Here is a 24004-nt window from a genome sequence, read left to right as displayed (position 1 = left end):
ATCAATAGTTCTTCCGCAGATCGAGCCCGCTATAGAGCCCCGCCACTTCCTCAGCGTAACCATTGAACATCTGAGTGGGTCGCACATTCGGACTGAACAGACCGCTAGGCAGGCGCCGCTCCCGCGCCTGGGTCCAACGCGGGTGATCGACCTCAGGATTGACGTTGGCATAGAAGCCATACTCTTCAGGGGCAATGGCCTGCCAGGTAGTATGCGGCTGCTCGGTCACGAGAGTGATGCGTACAATCGACTTGATACTCTTGAAGCCGTACTTCCACGGCACCACCAAACGTAACGGCGCGCCGTTCTGGTTGGGCAACTCACGCCCGTACATGCCCACCGCCAGAATCGCCAAGGGGTTCATTGCCTCATCCAGACGCAAGCCTTCTATATAAGGCCAGTTGATCAGGGCGAAACTGGAACGCTGCCCCGGCATGCTCTTGGGGTCCTGGAGGGTCTCGAAACGAATGAAGCGCGCCTTCGAGGTTGGCTCCACCTGCTTGAGCAGCGCCGACAAGGGAAACCCAAGCCAGGGGATGACCATTGACCAGGCCTCGACACAGCGCAGGCGATAGATACGCTCCTCAAGCTGGTAAGGCTTGATGAAGTCTTCCAAGGCATAGCGCCCCGGCTTACCCACCTCCCCGTCCACCACCACTGTCCAGGGCTCAGTCTTGAGGCTGCCGGCGTTGGCCGCCGGATCGCCCTTGTCGGCACCGAACTCATAGAAGTTGTTGTAATGGGTAGCGTCTTTATAGGGTGTGATGGCCTCCCCTGGCGCCGTTACCGCCTGCCACTGGGTAGCGGCAAGCTTGTCGTTGAACCAGGCGGGGGCAGCGCCCGCCTCGACGTCTGCGTAACGTGACATCTCGGCGGCATTGGCCCAGCGTGGCAACGCTGAAACCGCAAGCGCAGCCGCAGTACCGCCTAGCAACGCCCGACGCGAGACATACAAGGATTCAGGGGTTATGTCCGATTCGTGACAATCGGAGGCTTTGGACAGCTTGATAAGCATGAGGGCTCCGTAGAACTGGAGGGCTGATGCACCAGTAGACTACGGAGCCCGAGTGAAATTACATCACTCGATGTTTTTCCGGCGACGCATGCGCAGCAAGTACTGCACCGGCCCGGAAGCCGCATAGCCAAGGAACACCAACAGCAAAATACGGGGTGGATCACTGAAGACTACTGCGAACACCAGCACCACCGCGAGGATTGCTACGAATGGTACGCGACCTTTGAGGTCCAGCTCCTTGAAGCTGTTGTACTTGATATTGCTGACCATCAGCATACCCGCGGCCGCCACCAGCAGGGCAACCAGGAACGAAAGCTTCGAACCCTGAATACCGTAATCACTGAAGGCCCATACGGTACCCGCTACCACGCCCGCCGCAGCCGGACTGGCCAGGCCGATGAAGTAGCGCTTGTCGGCCTTGCCGACCTGGGTGTTGAAGCGCGCCAGGCGCAGGGCAGCACCCGCGACATAGATGAAGGCAACCATCCAGCCGACCTTACCCATGTCGCCCAGAGCCCAACCGAAGGCCAGCAACGCCGGGGCAACACCGAAGGCGACCATGTCCGACAGGGAGTCGTACTCGGCACCAAAGGCGCTTTGGGTATTGGTCATGCGGGCCACACGGCCATCGAGGCCGTCGAGGACCATCGCGACAAAAATGGCAATGGCGGCAAACGCAAAATACTTGCTCGCTTCGCGCGGATCACCCGCACTCAGGGCAGCCTGGGCACTCATGGAGTTGATGATGGAATAGAAACCGGCGAACAGGTTCGCGGTGGTGAACAGGTTGGGCAGCAGATAGATGCCGCGATGCCGAACCTTGCGTCCTTCGGCGTCATGCCCTTCTTCAACATGCTCATCGATCGGTAGCAGGCTTTCGGCGTCAGAGGCCTTGTTCGGCTCTTCGGGACGTTCGCTCATGGACATTACCTTGCAACGGTGTGGAAAGTTTCGACAGAGGTCTGCGCCGAGGGTTCGACGACAGACGATGAAGCTTTATACCAGAAGCTGACCGCCTAAACGAAAAAACGCGGCCGAAGCCGCGTTTTCATCGCATCAGAACAAGATCAGTTCTTGCTCTTGTCGACGATTTTGTTGGCACCGATCCACGGCATCATCGAGCGCAGCTGCTCGCCGATGACTTCAATGCCGTGCGCGGCGTTGTTACGACGCTTGGCAGTCATCGATGGGTAGCCGGTAGCACCTTCGCTAATGAACATCTTGGCGTATTCGCCGTCCTGAATACGCTTCAGAGCGTTGCGCATAGCCTGACGGGATTCGGCGTTGATGACTTCTGGGCCGGTCACGTACTCGCCGTATTCGGCGTTGTTGGAGATCGAGTAGTTCATGTTGGCGATACCGCCTTCGTACATGAGGTCAACGATCAGCTTCAGTTCGTGCAAGCACTCGAAGTAGGCCATTTCTGGCGCGTAGCCTGCTTCAACCAGGGTTTCGAAACCGGCTTTGACCAGTTCGACGGTACCACCGCACAGAACGGCTTGCTCGCCGAACAGGTCGGTTTCGGTCTCGTCCTTGAAAGTTGTTTCGATGATGCCGGTACGGCCACCACCAACGCCTGCAGCGTAGGACAGGGCGACGTTCTTGGCGTTGCCCGAAGCGTCCTGGTAGATAGCGATCAGATCAGGAATACCGCCGCCTTTGACGAACTCGGAACGCACGGTGTGACCTGGCGCTTTTGGCGCGATCATGATCACGTCCAGGTCAGCGCGTGGCACAACCTGGTTGTAGTGAATGGCGAAACCGTGGGAGAAGGCCAGGGTGGCGCCCTTCTTGATGTTCGGCTCGATCTCATTCTTGTACAGCTGAGATTGGAACTCGTCCGGGGTCAGGATCATGACCAGGTCGGCACCGGCAACAGCAGTCGCCACATCGGCAACTTTCAGGCCGTGGGCTTCGGCCTTGGCAACGGTAGCCGAACCTTTACGCAGACCGACAGTGACATCCACACCGGAGTCTTTCAGGTTGCACGCTTGCGCGTGGCCCTGGGAGCCGTAACCGATGATGGCAACTTTCTTGCCCTGGATGATCGAAAGGTCGCAGTCTTTGTCGTAGAAAACTTTCATGAACATACCCCTGTTATCTCGGCCCGATAGGGCCATCGCTAATTTTTTGAGTTAGATGCTGAGCACTTTGTCGCCACGGGCAATGCCGGTGACGCCACTGCGCACTGTTTCGAGAATGGACGCGGTACCGATGGCCTGAATGAAGCTGTCAAGCTTGTCGCTGGCGCCAGTCAGCTGCACGGTGTAGACGCTGCTGCTGACATCGACGATCTGCCCACGATAAATATCGGTGGTGCGCTTGATCTCGGCACGCTGTGCGCCCGTGGCCTTGATCTTGACCAGCATCAGTTCACGTTCGATGTGCGCGCTTTCCGAGAGGTCGACCAGCTTGACGACTTCAACCAGCTTGTTCAGGTTTTTGGTGATCTGCTCGATCACCTCATCATGACCGACCGTGGTCAACGTCAGACGCGACAGGGTCGGGTCTTCCGTAGGCGCTACGGTCAGGCTTTCGATGTTGTAGTTACGCTGCGAGAACAGACCCACCACGCGAGACAAGGCACCGGGTTCGTTTTCCAACAGCAGGGAAATAATGTGCCGCATGATTAGGTACGCTCCGTCTTGCTCAGCCACATGTCGCGCATAGAGCCGTCTTTGATCTGCATCGGGTAGACGTGTTCGCTGTTGTCGACCTGAATGTCAATGAACACCAGGCGGTCTTTCATAGCGAACGCTTCTTCGAGCTTGGGCTTGAGGTCCTTCAGGCTGGTGATGCGAATGCCCACGTGACCATAGGCTTCAGCCAGCTTGACGAAGTCAGGCAGCGATTCCATATAGGAGTGCGAGTGACGGCTGTTATAGGCCATGTCCTGCCACTGGCGGACCATACCCAATACACCGTTGTTCAGGTTGACGATTTTCACCGGCAGGTCGTACTGCAGGCAGGTCGACAGCTCCTGAATGTTCATCTGGATACTGCCCTCACCGGTTACGCAGGCAACGTCCTGGTCCGGGAAGTTCAGCTTGACGCCCATGGCCGCCGGGAAACCGAAGCCCATGGTGCCCAGGCCACCGGAGTTGATCCAGCGGTTGGGTTTGTTGAAGCGGTAGTACTGTGCCGCGAACATCTGGTGCTGACCAACATCGGAAGTCACGAAGGCATCGCCCTTGGTCACTTCGCAGAGGGTTTCGATCACCGTCTGTGGCTTGATGACGCTACCGTCGCCCTTGTCGTAAGGGAACATGTCGCGATCGCCACGCCACTCTTCGATCTGTTTCCACCAGGCGTCCATCGCGGCTTTTTCTGGCTGCTCGCCGATTTCACGCAGGGTCGCAACCATTTCGTTCAGCACGCTATCGACCGGACCAACAATCGGCACGTCGGCCTTGATGGTCTTGGAGATCGACGCCGGGTCAATATCGATGTGGATAACCTTGGCGTTCGGGCAGAACTTGGCCGGGCCGTTAACCACGCGATCGTCAAAGCGCGCACCGACCGCGAAGATCACGTCGGCATGGTGCATGGCCAGGTTGGCGGTGTAGCTGCCGTGCATACCGAGCATACCGAGGAACTGGCGATCGGTGCCTGGATAGCCACCCAAGCCCATCAAGGTATTGGTGACCGGCAGATTGAGCATTTGGGCGATTTCGGTCAGGGCGGCAGAGCCATCCCCGAGGATCACGCCACCACCGGCGTAGACCACTGGACGCTTGGCCGCCAAGAGCATTTCGGCTGCCTTGCGGATTTGCCCCGAGTGACCGCGAACGGCCGGGCTGTAAGAGCGCAGCTTGACCTTTTTCGGGTAAACGTATTCGAACTTTTCCGCTGGGTTGGTCATATCTTTCGGGATATCGACCACAACCGGGCCTGGACGACCAGACTGCGCCAGATAGAAAGCTTTTTTCAGGACTTCCGGGATTTCCGAAGCATGTTTGATCATGAAGCTGTGCTTCACGATCGGCCGGGAAATACCGATCATGTCGGTTTCCTGGAAGGCATCGGTACCGACCATGGTGCTAGGCACCTGACCGGAAAGAATGACCATTGGAATGGAATCCATGTACGCAGTGGCAATACCAGTAATGGCATTGGTTGCGCCCGGGCCGGAAGTTACCAGTACCACACCGGCCTTGCCGGTGGCACGGGCATAGCCGTCCGCCATATGGGTAGCAGCCTGCTCGTGACGAACCAGAATGTGGTGCACTTCCGGTTCTTTGAACAGGGCATCGTAAACATGAAGGAGAGCACCACCAGGGTACCCGTAGATGTGCTTAACGCCTTCGTCACGCAAAAAGCGGACGACCATCTCAGCGCCAGATAAAAGCTCCACGTTGTTCACCTCTAAAACGCCAGAATACCGTCCACGGTGGACGGGTCTTAATAGGTTTACTGCCAAGCAGAGCATGAGCGACGGAATCGCCGACTACGTCAGCACTGACTGAGCAAGTATTGGGAGCGCCCCAAAGTGTTGCGGGGGTTTCCCACCCAGCGCGAGGTAACGCGTTGCGGGGTGTAACAGGTCGGCGCGGGTGTGCGCCTCATGATCTGCTTAGCGGGTCTGCTTCTGGCAGTCCCTCTACAGCGGAATCTGGATTCTTATTTTTCGGCGTGCGCAAGTCAAGAAAAATTATTGCCAATTTCACGCAAGGACGATCTATCAGCACCACGATTACCAACGACAGCAGCAGAAAAACCAAGAATACAAACAAAAAGAGCCACAATCTGTGGCTCCAAGAGGGAAAAGAGGGAAATTCAGGCAGATGGACTGATCAATTGATCAAACTCTGCTAGCAAGCGGCGTAGCTCGCGACTTTCTTCCGGGCGATCAACATAAACCGTTTCAGCCATGACCAGGATGCCGGAGGCGTTGGGCAATGGCAGGCCTTTTTCCAGAATCTCTTTCATTTTCGGCAGAAAGATCCACTGCAGCCACTGATCGAAACTCATGCTGTCGACGGCAAAAGGCACCGTGCTTGCCAGTGCCTGAGCACTGGGCGAAATCTCACTCCACCACCCTTGAGCGTGAAGTTCGTGTTCAATCAGCAACAGGTGATCGGCGATATCCAGAATGCGCGGGTCCATTACAGGTTGACCTGGGCTTTCTGCCGCGCAAGCGCCGCGCCAGCTGAGTCGCCTTGCTTCTCACGTGCCTGGGCGATGATGCCCCAGAGACCGGCCTGCAGGTCCGGGCGGCCGTTGGCATAAGTCAGGGCACGACGGGCCAGCTGTTCCGACTGCGCCGCATCGCCCTGGGCCAGGCGCACCTGGGCCAGACGGTAAAGCACCTGCGGCTCGCGTGGGGCGATACGCTGGGCGCGCTCCAGGCTAGACGAAGCGCCGTTGTAGTCACCGCTGCTTTGCTGCTGCTGGGCAGTGGTCAGTAGCGCCAGCACTGGACCGTCGAGCTGTTCGTCGGCCGACAGGCCGCCACCACTGACAGCACCGCTGCGTGGAATGCCGCTTGGCGCACTCGGTGCGGTGCTGGGGGCGGTGTAGCTGCCAGTATTCATCGAAGCGCTGTCAAACGGCGCAGCGCTGGTTGGCCCCGGCGTGATCGGGCCGGTGCTGATCGGCGCTGACGCGGTCGATGCCGGGAATGTCTGGATCGGTGCTGCACCAGCACCCTGTGGAACCATTACGGTCACACCTGAGTCCTGCGGCACAGCCTGGGCCTGACGGGTGCCGGCATTGGCCTGGGCACCACGATTGGCCGTGACCCGCTCGCTGTTGGACACACGGGTGCTCGAGTCGACCACGGGAATTGAGCCACGCTGAACGCTGGCGCAACCATTGAGCAAAGCCAGTGCCGTCAAGGCAGGAAACCACCACTTGTTCACTTCACACCCTCTTTGCCTAGTGCTTAATTCATCCAGCCTTTGACCCAGTCCATAACGGACTCGGCGGGATCCTGCGTGCCGCCACAGGCGGCGCCGGCAGGCGGCTCACTGCCGCGAATATACGGCATCTGTACCGCGCCTGGGCAACTGCTGTCAGAGCCCTGACCGGAGTGTGGATCAATCCAGGCCTGAACCACGTTATCAGGCAGCGGCATATCCAACGGCAGCGGGTCCGCCTTGCGCATGAAACTGGTCCATACCTGCAGGGCACCGGTGGCACCAGTAAACGGCGTCTTGCCGTTATCGTCACGACCGAGCCAGACCACGGCCAGCAGATCCTGGCTGAAACCTGCAAACCAACTGTCACGCGAGTCGTTACTGGTGCCTGTCTTGCCCGCCAGGTTCAACGAGCTTGGCAGCACACTGTAGACCGAGCGGCCGGTACCTTCGCGCATCACCCGCTGCATAGCGTTCTGTACCAGATAGATTGCCCCCGGATCGAAGGACTGCTGGATCTGGAACGGATAACGCTTGAGCGGCTCGCCCTCGGCCGTCAGCACGCTGCGAATGCCGCGCATCGGCGTGTTGAAACCACCGTTGGCCAGGGTCTGGTACATGGTCGCGACCTGCATCGGCGACATGCCACCGGCGCCCAACAGCATCGACGGGAATGCCGGCCAATCGACATTTACCCCCAGACGCCCAATAGTTTTGAGCACATTGGGTACACCCAGTTCCAGGCCAAGCTTGGCCGTCGCCAGGTTGTAGGAGTTAGCCAGCCCCTGGTACAGATAGATGGTGCCGTGGGAACGGCGATCATAGTTCTGCGGCCGCCAGACCTGACCATCGCCGCCCTTGACCGAGAACGGCTCATCCTGCACCCAACTGGTCAGGGTGTACTTGCTTGGTTTTTCCAGGGCGGTCAGGTACACCGCCGGCTTGACCAGCGAGCCGATCGGGCGCACCGCATCAATGGCCCGGTTGAACCCGGCAAAGCCTGCCTGACGACTACCGATCAAGGCTTGCACCTCACCGGTTTCAGGGTTGGTCACCACCATCGCCGCCTCGACCTCATCGGCACCTTTGCGTCCCGCCAGGCGCTTGAAGGTCTCGGACATGGCCGATTCCGACTTCATCTGCAGGATCGGGTCGAAACTGGTGAAAATACGCAGGCCTTCTTCGGTCAAGTCTTCGTCGCGGTAGTCCTGACGCAGTTGGCGTTTGACCAGGTCAAGAAAACCGGGGTACGAACTGTCGGCCAGGCTGCCTCGCTTGGTCACGCCCAGAGGCATTTTCTTCGCTGCAGCAACGGCCTCCGGGGTGGCCACGCCCTGCTCGGCCAACAGGTCAAGTACCAGGTTACGGCGGACGATGGCGCGATCCGGGTGGCGGCGCGGGTTGTAGTAGGACGGTCCTTTGACCATGCCCACCAGCAAGGCCACCTGATGCAGCTTCAGCTCCGAAAGCGGCTGACTGAAGAAGAACTGACTGGCCAAGCCAAAGCCATGTACCGCACGCTGACCGTCCTGGCCAACGAACACTTCGTTGAGGTAGGCCTCAAGGATCTCGCGCTTGTCATAGTGCAGTTCCAGCAGCAAGGCCATCATGGCCTCGGTCAGCTTACGACTCAGGCTGCGCTCATTGGTCAGGTAGAAGTTCTTGACCAATTGCTGGGTCAAGGTACTACCGCCCTGGCGCATGGCACCGGAGGAGGTGTTGACCCAGACGGCACGGGCAATCGATTTCGGCGACACGCCAAAGTGGCTGTAGAAGTCACGGTCTTCCACAGCAACAAGGGTTTCGAGCAGGTACGGCGGCACCTGGTCAAGCTTGATCAGAATCCGGTCTTCGAGGTTCTTCGGGTACAGGCCGCCGATCAGCAGCGGCTCCAGACGTACCACGTCGAGCTTGGAACCATTGACACCGCTAAGCCCGGCAACATAGTCACCAGAAAAGCGCACCCGCACCGCTTGCGCCTGTTCCATCCCTTCATAGAACTGGAAACCACGGGTATTGAGTTCGACGGTATTGCCATTGACCGCGGCAGCGCCCGGGCCGTTGGCGACGCTTTCACGGCGATAGCCCAGCGCATCGAGCTCGATGAGGAAATCGCTCTTGCTCAGCTTTTGTCCGACAAACAGCTCCAGCGGCCGGGCATAGACCTTGGCCGGGATAGTCCAGCGCTTGCCGGAGAATTTCTCCTGGACCACTGCGTCGAGGTAGATGGCAAAGCCGGCCAGCACCACAAGGCCGACCAGACTGAGCTTGATGGCCCAGCCGAGCCAGGCGCGCGAGGAGCCAGACGGGCGTTTTTTCGGGGTACGGGGGGATCGGGTACGAGTCATGGCGGCGGATTATACGCACTTTATTGATCGTCGACAGGCGCCCTCCGGCGGTTTGCACCAGCCTCGCTTGGCGCCATAATGGTCGATTCGAATCTCCACGACCCAGAAGGATCGCCCGTGAGCCAAGCCTTGATCGCCGCGCTGCAAAACCCCGCCCTGTTCCCTCACCCGGTGAAGGCGTTTCAGCTCATCGAGACGCATATTTCCTGGGTGCTGTTGACCGGCGAGTATGCCTACAAGATCAAGAAGCCGATGAACTTCGGCTTCCTCGATTTCACCGAACTGTCCGGCCGCAAACACTTCTGTAATGAAGAGCTGCGCCTGAACCAGCGCCTGACCGATGGCCTGTACCTGGACGTCTTGCCGATCACCGGTAGCGTGGAAGCGCCGCAACTGGGTGGCGACGGCGAGGCAATCGAGTACGCCTTGAAAATGCGCCAGTTTCCACAAGATCAGATGCTCAGCACCTTGCAGGCCAACGGCGAACTGACCGCCGAGCACATCGATCAGATGGCCCGGCAGATTGCCGAGTTCCACTTGCAGGCTCCCAAGGTCGCAGTCGAGCATCCACTGGGTACGCCGGACAGCGTCATGGCACCGGTTGAGCAGAACTTCGAGCAGGTTCGCCCATTCCTCACCGACAAGGCCGACCTGCAGCAGCTCGACGCCCTGCAAGCCTGGGCCCAGGATAGCTTCAAGCGCCTGCACAGCCTGCTTGAAGCGCGTAAAACCGAAGGCTTCATTCGCGAGTGCCACGGCGACATCCACCTGGGTAACGCCACGCTGATCGATGGCAAGGTGGTGATCTTCGATTGCATCGAGTTCAATGAACCGTTCCGTCTGACCGACGTCTACGCCGACGCTGCGTTTCTGGCCATGGACCTCGAAGACCGCGGCCTGAAGTCGTTGTCACGACGCTTCATCAGCCAGTACCTGGAGCTGACCGGCGACTACGCTGGCCTGGAACTGCTGAATTTCTACAAGGCCTACCGCGCCCTGGTGCGGGCCAAGGTTGCTCTGTTCAGCATGCCGGCCAATGCCGACGCGGTGCAGCGCGCCACGACCCTGCGCACTTACCGCAACTATGCCAACCTGGCTGAAAGCTACAGCGCCATCCCGTCGCGCTTCCTGGCCATCACCCACGGTGTTTCTGCTGTCGGCAAAAGCCACGTCGCCATGCGCCTGGTCGATGCCCTGGGCGCCATCCGCCTGCGCTCGGACGTAGAACGCAAACGACTGTTCGGTGAGCAAGCCACCCACAGCGAAGGGCAACTGCAAGCCGGCATTTACAGCAATGACGCCAGCCAGGCCACCTATGAGCGCCTGCACCAGTTGGCCGGAACCATCCTGCGTGCCGGCTTCCCGGTGGTCATTGATGCCACCTACCTCAAGCAGGCCCAGCGCCGGGCCGCAGCGGGCGTTGCCAGCGAGACCGGGGTGCCGTTCCTGATTCTTGACTGCAATGCACCACACGCCGTTATCGCCAGCTGGCTCGCTCAACGTCAGGCCGATAAAAACGATCCTTCCGATGCAACCTTGGAAGTCGTCGAAGCTCAACAAGCCAGCCGCGAGCCACTGACCGCTGAAGAGCTGCTGCAAAGCAAGCGCGTGGAAACCAATGAAAGCGGCAGCCTCGACCAACTGGTCGAACAGATCCGCCAGCGCCTGCCAGGGCTCTGAAGCTCTTCAGGACGTGAAGCAGTCGACACTTCACACCTGAACCTGCGCGCCTCCCGAATGATGGCACTATAGTGTCACCATAAGTCCACCAGGGAGGCGCCTTTATGAATCAGCCACGGCAACTGGACAGCGCACTGTACGCGCTGGTGCATGACGAACAGATCGTCAGCTTCAACCGCGAAAAACCCAAGGACGTCAGCATTGATTTTCGCGGTGGCGATTTCCGCGGCCTCGACCTGCGCGAACTGGACACTGCCGGTATCGATTTCACCGATGCCTACTTCCGTGCCGCCGACCTGCGCGGGCTGGATCTGCGTGACAACGGCCTGGAAGGTGCAAGCCTTGCCCATGCACAAATCTCCGGCACCTACTTTCCTGCGCAGCTGAGCGCCGACGAAATCCTCATGTCGGTTAATTTCGGCACCCGCCTACGCTATCGCAGCCGCTAAGTCACTTGCCCAAACGTCCGCCAGCTGCAGCCTGGCGGGCCCCTTTCAGCTACCCGTCGGCACATGGATGGCAAAACGCCGCGTATTTTCCAAGTGCCGCTACACTCCTCTTTGACCTGCTCGCGATTCCCCTAATAAGACCCGTTCAGCCGTCGCAAGGAGGCTTGATGAACGATGAACTCCAGCATCTGAAAAATCTGGGCAAGACTTCTGCGCAGTGGCTGCATGCGGTCGGCATCCACAGCGCTTCGGATTTGCGTCGCCTTGGTGCGGTTGACGCTTACCGGGCGGTACGCACCCGCGGCTTCCGGGCCTCGAAAGTACTGCTCTACGCCATTGAAGGCGCCTTGCTTGATATGCACTGGAATGACATTCCACCCGAGCGCAAGGAAGCCCTCAATCAGCAGTTGGACGCCAAGACCTTGAGGAAAAATAATTGAAAATAGTTTGTCACGGTGATTGACACCGTAATGAGAATCGTTATGATTATCACAACTGGTCGCGAGACTGGTTGGATAACCTGAAAGTCCCTGGTTCGGACGCTCAGATTATCTCCTCATCAGGCTAATCACGGTTATTGACCCGGCTCTTTTGCCGGGTCTTTTTTTGCCCAGCGCCTCCCCCTCACTCTGTGCAACCTATCAGCGGGTGATGATCAGCGGGTGCCCACGCTCTGGGTGAGGTTGAACCAACACATCGATCCCGTACACGGCTTTGAGTGACGCAGGGCTCAATACCCGCTCCGGCGTATCCAAGGCATGCATTCGGCCCGCTTCAAGCAGTAGGATGCGGTCACAGTAACGGGCAGCCAGGTTGAGGTCATGGAGGATCACCAGGACCGCCGCTCCCCGATCGGCAAAATCACGCACAGCCTGTAAGGTGGTGTGCTGGTGCAGGGGATCAAGCATCGAAGTCGGTTCGTCGAGTAGCAAGATGCGCCCCTGCTCTCCCGGCCACAGCTGCGCCAGCACCCGGGCCAGATGTACCCGCTGGCGCTCGCCGCCAGACAATGCCAGGTAGCTGCGCCCCACCAGATGCCGGGCATCGGCAGCTTGCAGTGCCGCCTCGATAATCGCTTGATCGCGTTCAAGACCTGTTCGGTGTGGCAGGCGCCCCATGCCAACCACTTCTTCAACCCTGAAGGCAAAACCCAGACTTGATACCTGTGGGAGCACCGCCAGACGCTGAGCCCGCTCCTGCCCTGGCCATTGCGACAGCGCTCGGCCTTCGAGGGTTACTCGCCCCTCGTTGGGTATCAATTCGCCGCACAACACACTCAACAAACTGCTTTTACCCGCCCCGTTGGGACCGAGCACACCTACTACCTGATTCGATTCAAGCGCCAGGCTGACATCGCTCAGCACTTGATTGCTGCCCCGTCGCAGCGACACGCTTTCGCCACACAGCATCAGGTACGCCCTCGCAGCAACAAAAAGAGGAAAAACGGCGCGCCAATAAAGGCGGTGACAATGCCGATCGGTAACTCCGCCGGTGCCAGCGCCAGCCGCGCGATCAGGTCTGCAAACAGTAACAACGAAGCACCGGCAAGCAATGACGCAGGCAACAGCACGCGATGATCGGGACCGCACAGCAGGCGGACCAAGTGCGGAATCACCAGGCCGATAAAACCGATCAGTCCCGCTGCTGCCACCGCTGCCCCTACCCCTAAGGCAGTACAAAATACGAGTTCACGCTTGAGCGACTCTACTTCGATACCCAAATGACGCGCCTCAGACTCTCCCAGCAGCAAGGCATTGAGCGCCTGGGCACGGCGCGGCAGCCACAGCGCCACGGCAACGGCCACCAGCACCAATGGCCACAAGCGCTCATAGCTGGCGCCATTGAGGCTACCCAGGTTCCAGAAGGTCAGGGTGCGCAGGGTGGCGTCATCGGCCAGGTAGGTGAACAGACCAACCACCGAGCTGGCCAGGGCGGTCAGGGCGATACCGGCCAGCAGCATGGTTGCCACACTGGTCTGGCCGTCACGTCGTCCCAAGCGATAGACCAGCGCGGTCACGCCCAGGCCCCCGAGAAAAGCACACACCGACAACAAATAGGGCGCGAAGACCTCCGGGATACCCCCCAACCAGGTACTGCCAACAATCGCCACGGCTGCACCGAGCGCCGCACCACTGGAGACCCCGACCAGGCCTGGATCGGCCAGTGGATTGCGAAACAGGCCTTGCATGGCTACCCCAGACAACGCCAGCACGGCACCGACCGTCAGGCCCAGCAGCGTGCGAGGCAGGCGGATCTGACCAAGGATCAGTTCGGCCTGCTCCAAGCCATCAGCGGCAATGGGCACACCCAGCAGACGCAAACCAGCACGCAAGGTATCAAACAACGGCAGGCTGACTGGACCAAGGGCCAGCGATAACCACACCGCCAGCAGGCACAGCATCGTCAGGACGACAAACAGCGTCCGCGGAGCCACCAGGCGGGTCATGGCGCAGCGGGGTAAAAGGCGTTCGACAACTGCTGCAGCGCACTCGGCAGACGCGGGCCCAGACCACCAACCAACAACGTGGGATCAAGTTCGACCAAGCGCCCATCACGTGCTGCCTGTGAGGCTTTCAGCGCGGGATTTTCCTTGAGCAGTGCTTGCAGGGCTTGCTCACCGCTCAAGCTACGGTCGGCGAACACCAACACGTCGGGGTTGAGCGCCGCCAGGGCCTCAACCGAGAAGTTCTTGTAGCCGTCATTGTCAGCCAGGTTGCGTGCACCGGCCTGCTTGAGCAGCCAGTCACCGGCGGTCCCTTTACCGGCGATCATTGGCTTGGCGCCACCATGCCCCACCAGGAGAATTACCCCTGGCGCCGGTTGCTTGGCCTGCGCCTGCTTGAGTGCGTCTTGCAAGGCCTGCAACTGTTGACGGTAATCGGCAAACACCTGCTCGGCTTGTTTTTCATTACCGAGCAAGCGTCCCAAGTGCTTGAGGTTGGCTTCAACCGCCTGCAGATCAGCCTTGCTGGAAAACATTTCGACCTGAACCCCGGCGCCGCGGATCTGCGCCAGCACCGGTGGTGGGCCCATTTCCTCAGTGCCGACCAGTACATCCGGCCGCAGGCTCAACACACCTTCGGCAGACAGTTGACGCTGGTAACCAATGCTCGGCAAGGCCTTGAGCGATTGCGGATGTTGGCTGGTGGTGTCGACACCGACCAATCGCTGCTCTGCACCTAACGCACTGACCCACTCGCTCAATGCCCCTCCGGCACTGACCCAGCGCTGGGGAGTATTTTCGGCCAGCGCCAGGCTGGTAAACACGAGGCCGATACAAAGCGTGATCAGGCGGGCATTGCGGCGCATAACGGGCTTCCTTGGAAAGGGCTGGCCATCCGGGTGGATAACCCAGGCGCCACGCGGTATAAAGCGTCCGACGTGGCTTAGTGGAACTAATTTGATAATTATTTGCATTTGAACGTCAAGCCGACACTGTGACTTCAGGTAAACCTTCGTTATGCATTTTCTCTGTTTGCCCGCCGAACTGGCCGAAGGCCACAGTCGTGGTTTCACCGTCGAAGGCATCGCCGTGCTTGCCGTGCGCCGCGCGGGTCGCGTGTACCTGTACCACAACCGCTGCCCCCACCGTGGCATCCCCCTGAACTGGGAACCCGACCAGTTTCTCGACCCCAGCGCCAGCCTGATCAGTTGTAGCCGACATGGTGCGCTGTTTCTCATCGAGTCAGGCGAATGTGTGGCCGGGCCTTGCGCCGGGGAACACCTGAGCACCCTGGACTGCCACGAAGACAGTCAGGGCATTTGGCTCATGGCGTGAGCATTACCGGCAATGCCCGGTCGATGTAGACCTTCTCGCCATCGATGCGGGTACCGTAGGCCAAGACCTCGACACCATCGGCCACGGCGGCGCGTAACGCTGCTGCATAGGCCGCATCGATTTCCTCTGCTGGTCGCACGGCCTCTATGCCAGTGAGGTTCACGCAATACAGCTGCACCGCGCGAACGCCCTGGCGGGCCAATGCCGCCAGTTCACGCAGGTGCTTGGCACCGCGCTGGGTAACCGCATCAGGAAAGGCTGCAACGGCTGAGTCCTCAAAGCCCAGGGTCACGCTCTTGACTTCGACATAGGCGGGCCCATCGGCAAACTCCAGGCGAAAGTCCACCCGGCTGCGCTCTTCGCCATAGGCTACTTCGCGCTTCAATCCGGTAAAGCCGGTCAGTTCGCTGATCACCCCAGCGCGCAGGGCTTCCTCGACCAGGGCATTGGCCCGCCCGGTGTTGACGCAGGCGAGACGCCCTTGTGGCGTCTCACTAATTTCCCAGGTGCCTGGCAACTTGCGTTTGGGATCATTGGAACGACTGAACCAGACCTGACCGCCTTCTACCATGCAGTTGAACATCGAGCCGGTATTGGGGCAATGAATGGTCAGTTGCTCGCCACTGGCCAGTTCGATGTCGGCCAGAAAGCGTTTGTAGCGACGCAGCAACCGTGCGCGTTCAAGTGGTGGAGAAAAGCGCATCAGCCTTGCCAACTCCGTAGACCACGCGCAATCCGCTCTACCGCTTCCTGCAGGCGTGGCAGGCTCTGGGTGTAGGCGAAACGGACATGATGTCCGGCCTGATAACGGCCAAAGTCCAGGCCAGGGGTGAAGGCGACATGTTCGGTTTCGAGAAAGTGCTGACAGAAGGCAAACGCATCACCGCCAAAGGCGCTGATGTCGGCATACAGGTAAAACGCCCCCTGCGGCTCCACGGCAATCTTGAAGCCAAGTTCACGCAGGGCGGGTAGCAGGAAGTCGCGACGGCGAGCGAACTCGTTGCGGCGTTCTTCAAGGATGGCCAGCGTTTGCGGCTGGAAACAGGCCAGTGCCGCATGTTGGGCCATGCTGGGGGCGCTGATGTAGAGGTTCTGGGCCAATTTTTCCAGATCAGCCACTGCTGCCGGTGGGGCCACCAGCCAGCCGAGGCGCCAACCGGTCATCCCGAAATACTTGGAAAAACTATTCAGGACAAAGGCGTGGTCGTCGACTTCCAGCACGCTGGCGGCGTCCATACCGTAGGTAAGCCCGTGGTAGATCTCATCCACCACCAGATGGCCATTGTGCGCGCGCGTTGCCGCCGACAGGCTGGCCAGCTCGCTACGGTCAAGCACAGTGCCGGTTGGATTGGCCGGGGACGCCACCAGCGCACCAACGGTGTCCTGATCCCAGTAGCGTTCGACCAGGTCAGCGGTGAGCTGATAATTGACCTCTGGGCCCACGGGCACCAACTGCGCCCCCCCTTCGACCAGGCGCAGAAAGTGTCGGTTGCACGGGTAGCCAGGGTCGGCCAGCAACCAGTGCTTGCCCGGATCGACCAGCAGGCTGCTGGCCAGCAGCAAGGCACCGGAGCCGCCCGGGGTAATCAGGATTCGTTCGGGATCGATGCTCAGGCCGTAGCGCTGCTGGTAAAAACCGGCAATCGCCTCGCGCAGTGCGGGCAAGCCTCGCGCGGCGGTGTAGCGGGTGTGCCCGGCGGCCAGTGCGGCCTGGCCGGCCTCGACGATTGGGGCGGCGGTGGTAAAGTCCGGTTCGCCGATTTCCAGGTGAATAACATCACGGCCACTGGCTTGCAGCTCATTGGCGCGGGCCAGCAGGGCCATGACGTGGAAAGGTTCGATGGCGCGACTGCGCGCACTGTAGGGCTGGGCCATAGCCTTCTCTCAAAAGGGTCTAGAATAATGATTCTACTCATGTGCTGAGGCGAACGTGTGGCTAAACCTGCTGTCAACCACGAAGACAACCGGGAGTAGCGCGCCCCGATTCGATCTGGTAAGTTCGGCGGCTCGCAGTCGCAGGGCCGGCGGGCGCCGGAGATGGAGCAGCCTGCGCAATGGATTAGAAGAGTGAGAGGCGGTCTATTCATGTCCACCCAAGAAAAGCAACAAAGCAGTCAACTCGTTCGCGGCTTCGAACCCTATAAAGAAACCAAGGGTGAGGAGTACATGGGTGCCCCCATGCGAGCGCACTTCACTAAACTCCTGCACAAGTGGAAGCAGGAGTTGATGGAAGGCGTCGACAAGACTGTGGACCACATGAAAGACGAGGCAGCCAACTTCCCTGACCCGGCCGATCGCGCCAGCCAGGAAGAAGAGTTCGCCCTTGAGCTGCGCAATCGCGATCGCGAGCGCAAGCTGATCAAGAAAATCGACAAGACCCTGCAACTGATCGAAGACGAAGAATACGGCTGGTGCGAAAGCTGCGGCGTTGAAATCGGCATTCGGCGCCTGGAGGCCCGCCCTACTGCGGACCTGTGCTACGACTGCAAGACCTTGGCAGAAATCAAGGAAAAACAGGTCGGTAAGGCCTGACGTAACCAGAACGGGGCGCTCTAGGCGCCCCGCTTCATTTATAGCTGTGACGATTGCTTGCGCATGAGCATGAACAACCCTCGCTACATCGGGCGTTTCGCCCCCACTCCAAGCGGATTTCTGCACTTCGGATCACTGGTTGCCGCGCTCGCCTCCTGGCTTGATGCCCGTGCGGTTGGCGGACAGTGGCTACTGCGCATGGAAGATATCGACCCACCCCGCGAAGCGCCCGGCGCTCAGGCGGCGATCCTGCACACCCTGGAAAGCTATGGCCTGGAATGGGATGGTGAGGTGGTCTACCAGAGTCAACGCCATGAGGCATACGCCGAAGTGATCGAGCGCTTGTTCCGTCAGGGTCTGGCTTACGCCTGCACCTGCTCGCGCAAGCAACTGGAAGGCTACAACGGTATTTACCCAGGTCTGTGTCGCAATGCTGGCCATGCGCAGGAAGATGCTGCCATTCGCCTGCGCGTACCTGAACTGACCTACCACTTCACAGATCGCTTGCAGGGCTACTTTGAACAGCATCTAGGCCGCGACGTTGGCGACTTCGTGATTCGTCGGCGCGACGGGTTGTACGCGTATCAGTTGGCGGTTGTGCTGGATGATGCCTGGCAAGGGGTAACCGACATCGTGCGTGGTGCCGACCTGCTGGACAATACCCCGCGCCAGCTTTACCTGCAGGAGTTGCTGGGGCTGTCGCAACCACGCTACCTGCATGTGCCACTGATTACCCAGCCCGACGGGCACAAGCTGGGTAAGTCATATCGCTCGGCACCACTGCCGCCGGAGCAGGCCACGCCCCTGCTGTTGCGCGCCCTGCGCGCCTTGGGCCAGCCCATCGAGGCGAGCATGCTGCAAGGCACTCCGGCCGAAGTGCTGACCCACGCTGCTTCGCGTTGGAACCCCGACACCTTGCCTCAGCGCCGAAGCGTGCCCGAAGCAGACCTCTAGCCCAGTCAGCTGTAGCCGCTGCCGCCAGGCTGCGATCGGGCGTGAAACGCCCGCAAAACCAGACTGCCGCGATTCGTCAGGAGCAATGCAATGGCCGAGGTGCGACTGCGCTGCAGTCGATCGCAGCCTCGTGCCTCGGCAGCAGCTACCGCAAGTGCTGCTGCCTAATGTGCGATAAGGCTCGCTCTCACACACAAAGCCCAATAAATTCAAATCTTTGGCTAAAACACGCAAGGTCGTTTGCAGTCTTGAGCCCATCCGTTACCATCGCCGCAGCCATTTGCGCCAATAATAAGTTCAAGCCGCAGCGCCCTAACCTTTGAGGCCAGCATGTATATCTATCGTTTGGTCCTGCTTCTGGTCGTGGGGATCTATCTGTTCTCCCCGGCCATCATGGACTGGTGGATCGAGCCAACCGGTGCCTGGTATCGCCCATACCTGCTCTGGCTGATCCTGATCGTCGTGACCTTTATCCTGCAGAGCCAACGTGATGCCGATGAGCTTTAGCCTGACCCAGATGATCCTGATCAGCGCCGCCTACCTGCTGGTGCTGTTCGGTGTGGCCTGGATCAGCGAACGCGGCATGATCCCGCGTTCGATCATTCGCCACCCCTTGACCTATACCTTGTCGCTGGGCGTCTACGCCAGCGCCTGGGCCTTCTATGGTTCAGTCGGTCTGGCCTACCAGTACGGTTACGGCTTTCTTGCCTGTTACCTGGGGGTTTCCGGCGCTTTCCTGCTAGCGCCGGTGCTGCTGTACCCGATTCTGAAGATCACCCGCACCTATCAGTTGTCGTCGCTGGCCGACCTGATCGCCTTCCGCTTTCGCAGTACCTGGGGCGGAGCGCTGACTACAGTGTTCATGCTGATCGGTGTGCTGCCGCTATTGGCCCTGCAGATTCAAGCGGTGGCCGACTCCATCAGTATTCTCACGGGCGAGCCGGTCAAGGCTCGCGTAGCCCTGGCCTTTTGCGCCTTGATTACCCTGTTCACCATCTTTTTCGGCTCGCGCCATATCGCCACCCGAGAAAAACACGAAGGCTTAGTGTTCGCCATCGCATTTGAGTCGGTGATCAAGTTACTGGCTCTGGGCGGTATAGGCCTGTACGCGCTGTATGGTGTGTTTGGTGGGCCGCATCAATTGGAAGTCTGGTTGCTGCAAAACCAGACAGCCCTTGCGGCCCTGCACACGCCGTTGCAGGAAGGCCCGTGGCGAACCCTGCTGCTGGTGTTTTTCGCCTCAGCTATCGTCATGCCGCACATGTATCACATGGCTTTTACCGAAAACCTCAACCCGCGCTCGCTGGTCAGCGCCAGTTGGGGCTTGCCGTTGTTCCTGCTGCTGATGAGCCTGGCGGTGCCGCTGATCCTCTGGGCCGGCTTGAAGATGGGTGCCAGCACCAGCCCTGAATACTTCACGCTGGGCCTGGGGATCGCCGCCAACAATCAGGCCCTGGCGCTACTTGCTTATGTCGGTGGGCTATCAGCCTCAAGTGGCTTGATCATCGTCACCACCCTGGCTCTCTCGGGCATGGCCCTGAACCACTTGGTACTGCCGCTCTACCAGCCGCCAGCCGAAGGCAATATCTATCGCTGGCTGAAGTGGACCCGGCGAGCGCTCATCGTTGCCATCATCGCTGCCGGTTTTGGTTTCTACCTGACCCTTGGCAGCCAGCAGGACCTGGCCAACCTTGGCATCGTTGCCTTCGTTGCCACCCTGCAGTTCCTGCCGGGCGTACTTTCGGTTCTCTATTGGCCGACCGCTAACCGTCGGGGTTTCATTGCCGGACTGCTGGCCGGGATTCTGGTGTGGATGGTGACCATGCTGCTGCCCCTGGTGGGCAATCTGCAGGGCTTCTACATCCCGTTGCTGAACATGATCTATGTGCTCGACGATACCAGTTGGCACATGGCGGCCATTGCCTCGCTCGCCGCGAACGTATTGCTTTTCACCCTGATCTCGCTGTTCACCAACGCCAGTACCGAAGAAGTCAGCGCCGCCGAAGCGTGCGCTGTGGATAACGTGCGTCGCCCGCAACGCCGCGAGTTGCATGCTGCCTCACCACAGGAGTTTGCCACGCAACTGGCCAAGCCCCTGGGGGCAAAGGCTGCGCAGAAGGAAGTGGAGCAGGCCCTGCGCGATCTCTACCTGCCCTTTGACGAGCGCCGCCCTTATGCGTTGCGCCGTCTGCGTGATCGCATCGAAGCCAACCTGTCGGGGTTGATGGGGCCGAGCGTGGCCCAGGACATGGTGGAAACCTTCCTCCCCTACAAGTCCGGGAATGAAAATTACGTCACTGAAGACATCCACTTCATTGAAAGCCGGCTGGAAGACTATCACTCACGCCTGACCGGCCTCGCCGCCGAGCTCGACGCCCTGCGCCGCTACCACCGCCAAACCTTGCAGGAACTGCCAATGGGCGTTTGCTCGCTAGCCAAGGATCAGGAGATCCTCATGTGGAACAAGGCCATGGAAGAGCTCACCGGCATTCCCGCCAAGCGCGTTGTTGGCTCGCGCCTGACCACCATTGGCGAACCCTGGCGTGGCCTGCTGCTCGGCTTCACCAATATTCCCGACGAACACCTGCACAAGCAGCGCCTGGGCCTGGACGGTCAGAACCGCTGGCTGAACCTGCATAAAGCGGCCATCGACGAGCCACTGGCGCCGGGCAACAGTGGCTTGGTGGTATTGGTCGAAGACCTCACCGAAACCCAGGCCCTGGAAGACAAACTGGTGCACTCCGAACGCCTGGCCAGTATTGGCCGCCTGGCTGCCGGGGTCGCTCACGAGATCGGCAACCCTGTTACCGGCATCGCCTGCCTCGCGCAGAACCTACGCGAAGAGCGTGAGGATGATGGCGAGATCACTGAATTGAGCAGCCAGATTCTTGAGCAGACCAAGCGTATTTCACGCATTGTCCAGTCGCTGATGAGCTTCGCCCATGCCGGTAGCCACCAGCACAGTGACGAGCCGGTCTGCCTGGCCGAGGTTGCGCAGGACGCCATCGGTCTGCTGGCCTTGAACCGGCGCAATTTCGAAGTACAGTTCTTCAACCTGTGCGACCCCGAGCACTGGGTCGATGGCGACCCGCAGCGCCTGGCTCAGGTCTTGATCAACTTGCTGTCCAACGCTCGCGATGCCTCACCTGCCGGCAGTGCCGTACGGGTCAAGAGCGAAGCGAGCGAGCATACCGTCGACCTGATCGTCGAGGACGAAGGCAGCGGTATTCCGAAAAACATCATGGATCGTCTGTTCGAACCCTTTTTCACAACCAAGGACCCGGGCGAAGGGACTGGACTGGGGCTTGCTCTGGTCTATTCCATCGTGGAAGAGCATTATGGACAAATCACCATCGACAGCCCGGCTGATACCCAGAGCCAACGTGGCACACGGATCCGAGTGACCCTGCCACGCCATGTCGTAGCGACGTCCGCTGTGAACTGAGACCGTCGAGAGAATTGAATCAATGCCGCATATTCTGATCGTCGAAGACGAAACCATCATCCGCTCGGCACTGCGTCGACTACTGGAACGGAACCAGTATCAGGTCAGCGAAGCCGGATCGGTGCAGGAAGCACAGGAGCGCTTCAGCATTGCCACCTTCGACTTGATTGTCAGTGACCTGCGTCTACCCGGCGCCCCGGGTACAGAACTGATCAAGCTCGGCCAGGGTACGCCGGTGCTGATCATGACCAGCTACGCCAGCCTGCGCTCTGCGGTCGACTCGATGAAGATGGGCGCGGTGGACTACATCGCCAAGCCTTTCGATCATGACGAAATGCTCCAGGCCGTAGCACGCATTCTGCGTGACCGGCAGAACGCACCGGCAGCACCGGCCGAAGTACGGGGTAACGGCAAGACCGGCGCGGCAGACAAAGGGACGAGCAACGCAGCCAATGGTGAGATTGGCATCATCGGCTCCTGCCCTCCGATGCAGGACCTGTACAGCAAGATCCGCAAGGTAGCGCCCACTGACTCCAATGTACTGATCCAGGGCGAATCGGGTACCGGTAAAGAGCTGGTTGCCCGCGCCTTGCACAACCTCTCGCGTCGCGCCAAGGCACCGATGATCTCGGTGAACTGCGCAGCGATCCCGGAAACGCTGATTGAATCGGAACTGTTCGGCCACGAAAAAGGGGCTTTCACCGGCGCCAGCGCCGGCCGCGCCGGCCTGGTCGAAGCCGCCGACGGCGGCACCTTGTTCCTCGACGAAATCGGCGAACTGCCACTGGAGGCCCAGGCACGCCTGTTGCGGGTACTGCAGGAAGGCGAAATTCGCCGGGTTGGCTCGGTGCAGTCGCAAAAGGTCGATGTGCGCCTGATCGCTGCGACCCACCGCGACCTGAAGAACCTGGCCAAGATCGGCCAGTTCCGCGAAGACCTTTATTACCGCCTGCATGTTATCGCCCTCAAGCTGCCTGCGCTGCGCGAGCGCGGCGCAGACGTCAACGAGATCGCCAATGCCTTCCTCGCCCGGCAAAGTGCGCGTGTCGGCCGCACCGACCTGCGCTTCGGCCACGATGCCGAACAGGCCATCCGTCACTACGCCTGGCCAGGTAACGTGCGTGAGCTGGAAAACGCCGTTGAGCGAGCAGTGATCCTCTGTGAGAGCCCGGAGATTTCCGCCGACTTGCTGGGCATCGATATCGAACTGAGCGACCTGGACGACGATGAGCCGTTCACCAGCCTGTCCGGCAATGGCAGCACGGCCAACAACACCAGCCATGAGCCAACCGAAGACCTGTCCCTGGAAGACTACTTTCAGCACTTCGTGCTTGAGCACCAGGACCACATGACTGAGACCGAGCTGGCACGCAAACTGGGTGTTAGCCGTAAGTGTCTGTGGGAACGTCGCCAGCGCCTGGGTATCCCCCGGCGCAAGAGTGGCGCCACCAGCGACAGCTGATCCCTTTCAGCTGTCACCGGGGGGCGAAGCGGTAACACAGCGAAATGTGAAAAAACTGTTACCTCGCCACAATCTCGTAACAAAAACCGGGGCTTAAGGTAACGAAGCCCCGGTTTTTTTTCGCCTCACCCGCCCCCTAAAATCGCCCTAACCCCTTGTTTTACTGGGGCTTGCAAAAGTTGGCACGACACCTGCTATATGTTTGGTACAAGAACAATAACAAGCACTGCAAAATATAATAAAAATAAGACGAATCGGCTCACGCACAATAAGAACAAGACGGCGGAGGCGCAGCTAACTGATTCTTTTGGAGAGGAGTTGTATTTGGGGCTTGCCCCACAACCAGGCAGAGAACAACAAAAACTGCACTCAAGCAGGGCCTGAACTGGTTGGATCGCATGATCATTGCAACCTCAGCGACCAAAGCAATCCGTTTGCTCTTGAATCCCGGTTAGGGAGATCGTCCACAAGCTTTGCGTTTTG

At 59.6% G+C, this 24004-nt stretch carries 22 protein-coding genes; 9 read left to right on the top strand and 13 right to left on the bottom strand.

What is annotated here, in order from left to right; translation table 11 throughout:
- Position 1 precedes the first annotated feature (1 nt).
- From msrP to mrcB, 8 genes are all read right to left on the bottom strand, one after another.
- Positions 2-1015: a protein-methionine-sulfoxide reductase catalytic subunit MsrP gene (msrP, locus tag CX511_RS04430; protein ID WP_045182840.1), complete on the bottom strand. Its 1014-nt coding sequence runs from the start codon at positions 1013-1015 to the stop codon at positions 2-4.
- Between the two features lie 63 nt (positions 1016-1078).
- Positions 1079-1936, bottom strand: coding sequence for a CDP-diacylglycerol--serine O-phosphatidyltransferase (gene pssA, locus CX511_RS04425; RefSeq protein WP_010223018.1), 858 nt, complete (start codon positions 1934-1936; stop codon positions 1079-1081).
- A gap of 146 nt (positions 1937-2082) precedes the next feature.
- Positions 2083-3099: a ketol-acid reductoisomerase gene (gene ilvC / locus CX511_RS04420; protein WP_045182838.1), complete on the bottom strand. Its 1017-nt coding sequence runs from the start codon at positions 3097-3099 to the stop codon at positions 2083-2085.
- A 51-nt stretch (positions 3100-3150) separates the two neighbouring features.
- A complete protein-coding gene (gene ilvN / locus CX511_RS04415) occupies positions 3151-3642 on the bottom strand; it encodes an acetolactate synthase small subunit (RefSeq protein ID WP_010223016.1) in 492 nt (163 codons plus the stop codon).
- A 2-nt stretch (positions 3643-3644) separates the two neighbouring features.
- Complete coding sequence (locus CX511_RS04410; protein WP_101292259.1) at positions 3645-5369, bottom strand: acetolactate synthase 3 large subunit; 1725 nt, start codon at positions 5367-5369, stop codon at positions 3645-3647.
- Positions 5370-5791: 422 nt separating this feature from the next.
- Positions 5792-6121: a YqcC family protein gene (locus CX511_RS04405; RefSeq protein ID WP_101292244.1), complete on the bottom strand. Its 330-nt coding sequence runs from the start codon at positions 6119-6121 to the stop codon at positions 5792-5794.
- Positions 6121-6876, bottom strand: coding sequence for a tetratricopeptide repeat protein (locus CX511_RS04400; protein ID WP_101292245.1), 756 nt, complete (start codon positions 6874-6876; stop codon positions 6121-6123). Before CX511_RS04400 ends, CX511_RS04405 begins: the two co-directional genes overlap by 1 nt.
- 23 nt (positions 6877-6899) lie before the next feature.
- Positions 6900-9221, bottom strand: a complete 2322-nt coding sequence (gene mrcB, locus CX511_RS04395; RefSeq protein WP_101292246.1) for a penicillin-binding protein 1B — start codon at positions 9219-9221, stop codon at positions 6900-6902.
- 117 nt (positions 9222-9338) lie between these two features.
- Here mrcB and CX511_RS04390 point away from each other — a divergent pair, with 117 nt between their 5' ends.
- The 3 genes from CX511_RS04390 (at position 9339) to CX511_RS04380 (ending at position 11790) form a co-directional block, all read left to right on the top strand.
- On the top strand, positions 9339-10901 hold the full coding sequence (locus tag CX511_RS04390; RefSeq protein WP_101292247.1) for a bifunctional aminoglycoside phosphotransferase/ATP-binding protein: 1563 nt from the start codon (positions 9339-9341) through the stop codon (positions 10899-10901).
- 104 nt (positions 10902-11005) lie between these two features.
- Complete coding sequence (locus CX511_RS04385; RefSeq protein ID WP_045182824.1) at positions 11006-11350, top strand: pentapeptide repeat-containing protein; 345 nt, start codon at positions 11006-11008, stop codon at positions 11348-11350.
- A gap of 167 nt (positions 11351-11517) precedes the next feature.
- Entirely contained in the window at positions 11518-11790 is a 273-nt protein-coding gene (locus CX511_RS04380; protein ID WP_045182822.1) for a TfoX/Sxy family protein, read from the top strand.
- A gap of 201 nt (positions 11791-11991) precedes the next feature.
- Here the strand turns inward: CX511_RS04380 and CX511_RS04375 are convergent, their stop codons facing one another.
- From CX511_RS04375 to CX511_RS04365, 3 genes are read right to left on the bottom strand one after another with little or no spacing between them, the layout of a single operon-like run.
- Positions 11992-12759 carry a heme ABC transporter ATP-binding protein gene (locus CX511_RS04375; protein WP_045182819.1) on the bottom strand — a complete coding sequence of 256 codons (768 nt, stop codon included), beginning with the start codon at positions 12757-12759 and terminating at the stop codon, positions 11992-11994.
- Positions 12759-13742 (bottom strand): FecCD family ABC transporter permease, encoded by a 984-nt coding sequence (locus CX511_RS04370; RefSeq protein ID WP_177327762.1) that lies wholly within the window; start codon positions 13740-13742, stop codon positions 12759-12761. The genes CX511_RS04375 and CX511_RS04370 overlap by 1 nt, the downstream gene beginning before the upstream one ends.
- A gap of 50 nt (positions 13743-13792) precedes the next feature.
- The gene (locus CX511_RS04365) at positions 13793-14659 is read right to left on the bottom strand and encodes a heme/hemin ABC transporter substrate-binding protein (protein WP_101292248.1); all 867 of its coding nucleotides are present in this window, start codon (positions 14657-14659) and stop codon (positions 13793-13795) included.
- 151 nt (positions 14660-14810) lie between these two features.
- Here CX511_RS04365 and CX511_RS04360 point away from each other — a divergent pair, with 151 nt between their 5' ends.
- A complete protein-coding gene (locus CX511_RS04360) occupies positions 14811-15128 on the top strand; it encodes a Rieske (2Fe-2S) protein (RefSeq protein WP_045182810.1) in 318 nt (105 codons plus the stop codon).
- Here CX511_RS04360 and sfsA read toward each other — a convergent pair.
- The gene (sfsA, locus tag CX511_RS04355; protein ID WP_045182807.1) at positions 15118-15831 is read right to left on the bottom strand and encodes a DNA/RNA nuclease SfsA; all 714 of its coding nucleotides are present in this window, start codon (positions 15829-15831) and stop codon (positions 15118-15120) included. The genes CX511_RS04360 and sfsA overlap by 11 nt on opposite strands.
- Entirely contained in the window at positions 15831-17003 is a 1173-nt protein-coding gene (locus tag CX511_RS04350) for a pyridoxal phosphate-dependent aminotransferase (protein ID WP_045182805.1), read from the bottom strand. Before CX511_RS04350 ends, sfsA begins: the two co-directional genes overlap by 1 nt.
- A 210-nt stretch (positions 17004-17213) precedes the next feature.
- Here CX511_RS04350 and dksA point away from each other — a divergent pair, with 210 nt between their 5' ends.
- The 5 genes from dksA to CX511_RS04325 all read left to right on the top strand — a co-directional run bounded on the left by dksA (position 17214) and on the right by CX511_RS04325 (position 23521).
- Complete coding sequence (gene dksA, locus CX511_RS04345) at positions 17214-17660, top strand: RNA polymerase-binding protein DksA (RefSeq protein WP_045182803.1); 447 nt, start codon at positions 17214-17216, stop codon at positions 17658-17660.
- A gap of 69 nt (positions 17661-17729) precedes the next feature.
- The gene (gene gluQRS / locus CX511_RS04340) at positions 17730-18614 is read left to right on the top strand and encodes a tRNA glutamyl-Q(34) synthetase GluQRS (protein WP_045182801.1); all 885 of its coding nucleotides are present in this window, start codon (positions 17730-17732) and stop codon (positions 18612-18614) included.
- Between the two features lie 330 nt (positions 18615-18944).
- Entirely contained in the window at positions 18945-19121 is a 177-nt protein-coding gene (locus CX511_RS04335) for a hypothetical protein (RefSeq protein ID WP_003250005.1), read from the top strand.
- Complete coding sequence (locus CX511_RS04330; RefSeq protein WP_177327759.1) at positions 19105-22059, top strand: sensor histidine kinase; 2955 nt, start codon at positions 19105-19107, stop codon at positions 22057-22059. Before CX511_RS04335 ends, CX511_RS04330 begins: the two co-directional genes overlap by 17 nt.
- A gap of 22 nt (positions 22060-22081) precedes the next feature.
- Positions 22082-23521: a sigma-54-dependent transcriptional regulator gene (locus CX511_RS04325; RefSeq protein ID WP_045182799.1), complete on the top strand. Its 1440-nt coding sequence runs from the start codon at positions 22082-22084 to the stop codon at positions 23519-23521.
- Positions 23522-24004 lie beyond the last annotated feature (483 nt).

It is taken from the genome of Pseudomonas sp. S06B 330, from assembly GCF_002845275.2.
Lineage (GTDB): Bacteria > Pseudomonadota > Gammaproteobacteria > Pseudomonadales > Pseudomonadaceae > Aquipseudomonas.
The sequence above is the reverse complement of the archived record's forward strand: the minus strand, read 5'-3'. Positions and strand labels throughout refer to the sequence as shown.

Bases quoted from the DNA above. Each gene is read 5' to 3' on its own strand.
- CX511_RS04405 (WP_101292244.1), bottom strand. From the start codon at position 6,121: ATGGACCCGCGCATTCTGGATATCGCCGATCACCTGTTGCTGATTGAA.
- ilvN (WP_010223016.1), bottom strand. From the start codon at position 3,642: ATGCGGCACATTATTTCCCTGCTGTTGGAAAACGAACCCGGTGCCTTG.
- CX511_RS04375 (WP_045182819.1), bottom strand. From the start codon at position 12,759: ATGCTGTGTGGCGAAAGCGTGTCGCTGCGACGGGGCAGCAATCAAGTG.
- CX511_RS04365 (WP_101292248.1), bottom strand. From the start codon at position 14,659: ATGCGCCGCAATGCCCGCCTGATCACGCTTTGTATCGGCCTCGTGTTT.
- CX511_RS04350 (WP_045182805.1), bottom strand. From the start codon at position 17,003: ATGGCCCAGCCCTACAGTGCGCGCAGTCGCGCCATCGAACCTTTCCAC.
- gluQRS (WP_045182801.1), top strand. From the start codon at position 17,730: ATGAACAACCCTCGCTACATCGGGCGTTTCGCCCCCACTCCAAGCGGA.
- mrcB (WP_101292246.1), bottom strand. From the start codon at position 9,221: ATGACTCGTACCCGATCCCCCCGTACCCCGAAAAAACGCCCGTCTGGC.
- CX511_RS04385 (WP_045182824.1), top strand. From the start codon at position 11,006: ATGAATCAGCCACGGCAACTGGACAGCGCACTGTACGCGCTGGTGCAT.
- CX511_RS04360 (WP_045182810.1), top strand. From the start codon at position 14,811: ATGCATTTTCTCTGTTTGCCCGCCGAACTGGCCGAAGGCCACAGTCGT.
- CX511_RS04325 (WP_045182799.1), top strand. From the start codon at position 22,082: ATGCCGCATATTCTGATCGTCGAAGACGAAACCATCATCCGCTCGGCA.
- pssA (WP_010223018.1), bottom strand. From the start codon at position 1,936: ATGAGCGAACGTCCCGAAGAGCCGAACAAGGCCTCTGACGCCGAAAGC.
- CX511_RS04335 (WP_003250005.1), top strand. From the start codon at position 18,945: ATGTATATCTATCGTTTGGTCCTGCTTCTGGTCGTGGGGATCTATCTG.
- ilvC (WP_045182838.1), bottom strand. From the start codon at position 3,099: ATGAAAGTTTTCTACGACAAAGACTGCGACCTTTCGATCATCCAGGGC.
- CX511_RS04380 (WP_045182822.1), top strand. From the start codon at position 11,518: ATGAACGATGAACTCCAGCATCTGAAAAATCTGGGCAAGACTTCTGCG.
- CX511_RS04330 (WP_177327759.1), top strand. From the start codon at position 19,105: ATGCCGATGAGCTTTAGCCTGACCCAGATGATCCTGATCAGCGCCGCC.
- sfsA (WP_045182807.1), bottom strand. From the start codon at position 15,831: ATGCGCTTTTCTCCACCACTTGAACGCGCACGGTTGCTGCGTCGCTAC.
- msrP (WP_045182840.1), bottom strand. From the start codon at position 1,015: ATGCTTATCAAGCTGTCCAAAGCCTCCGATTGTCACGAATCGGACATA.
- dksA (WP_045182803.1), top strand. From the start codon at position 17,214: ATGTCCACCCAAGAAAAGCAACAAAGCAGTCAACTCGTTCGCGGCTTC.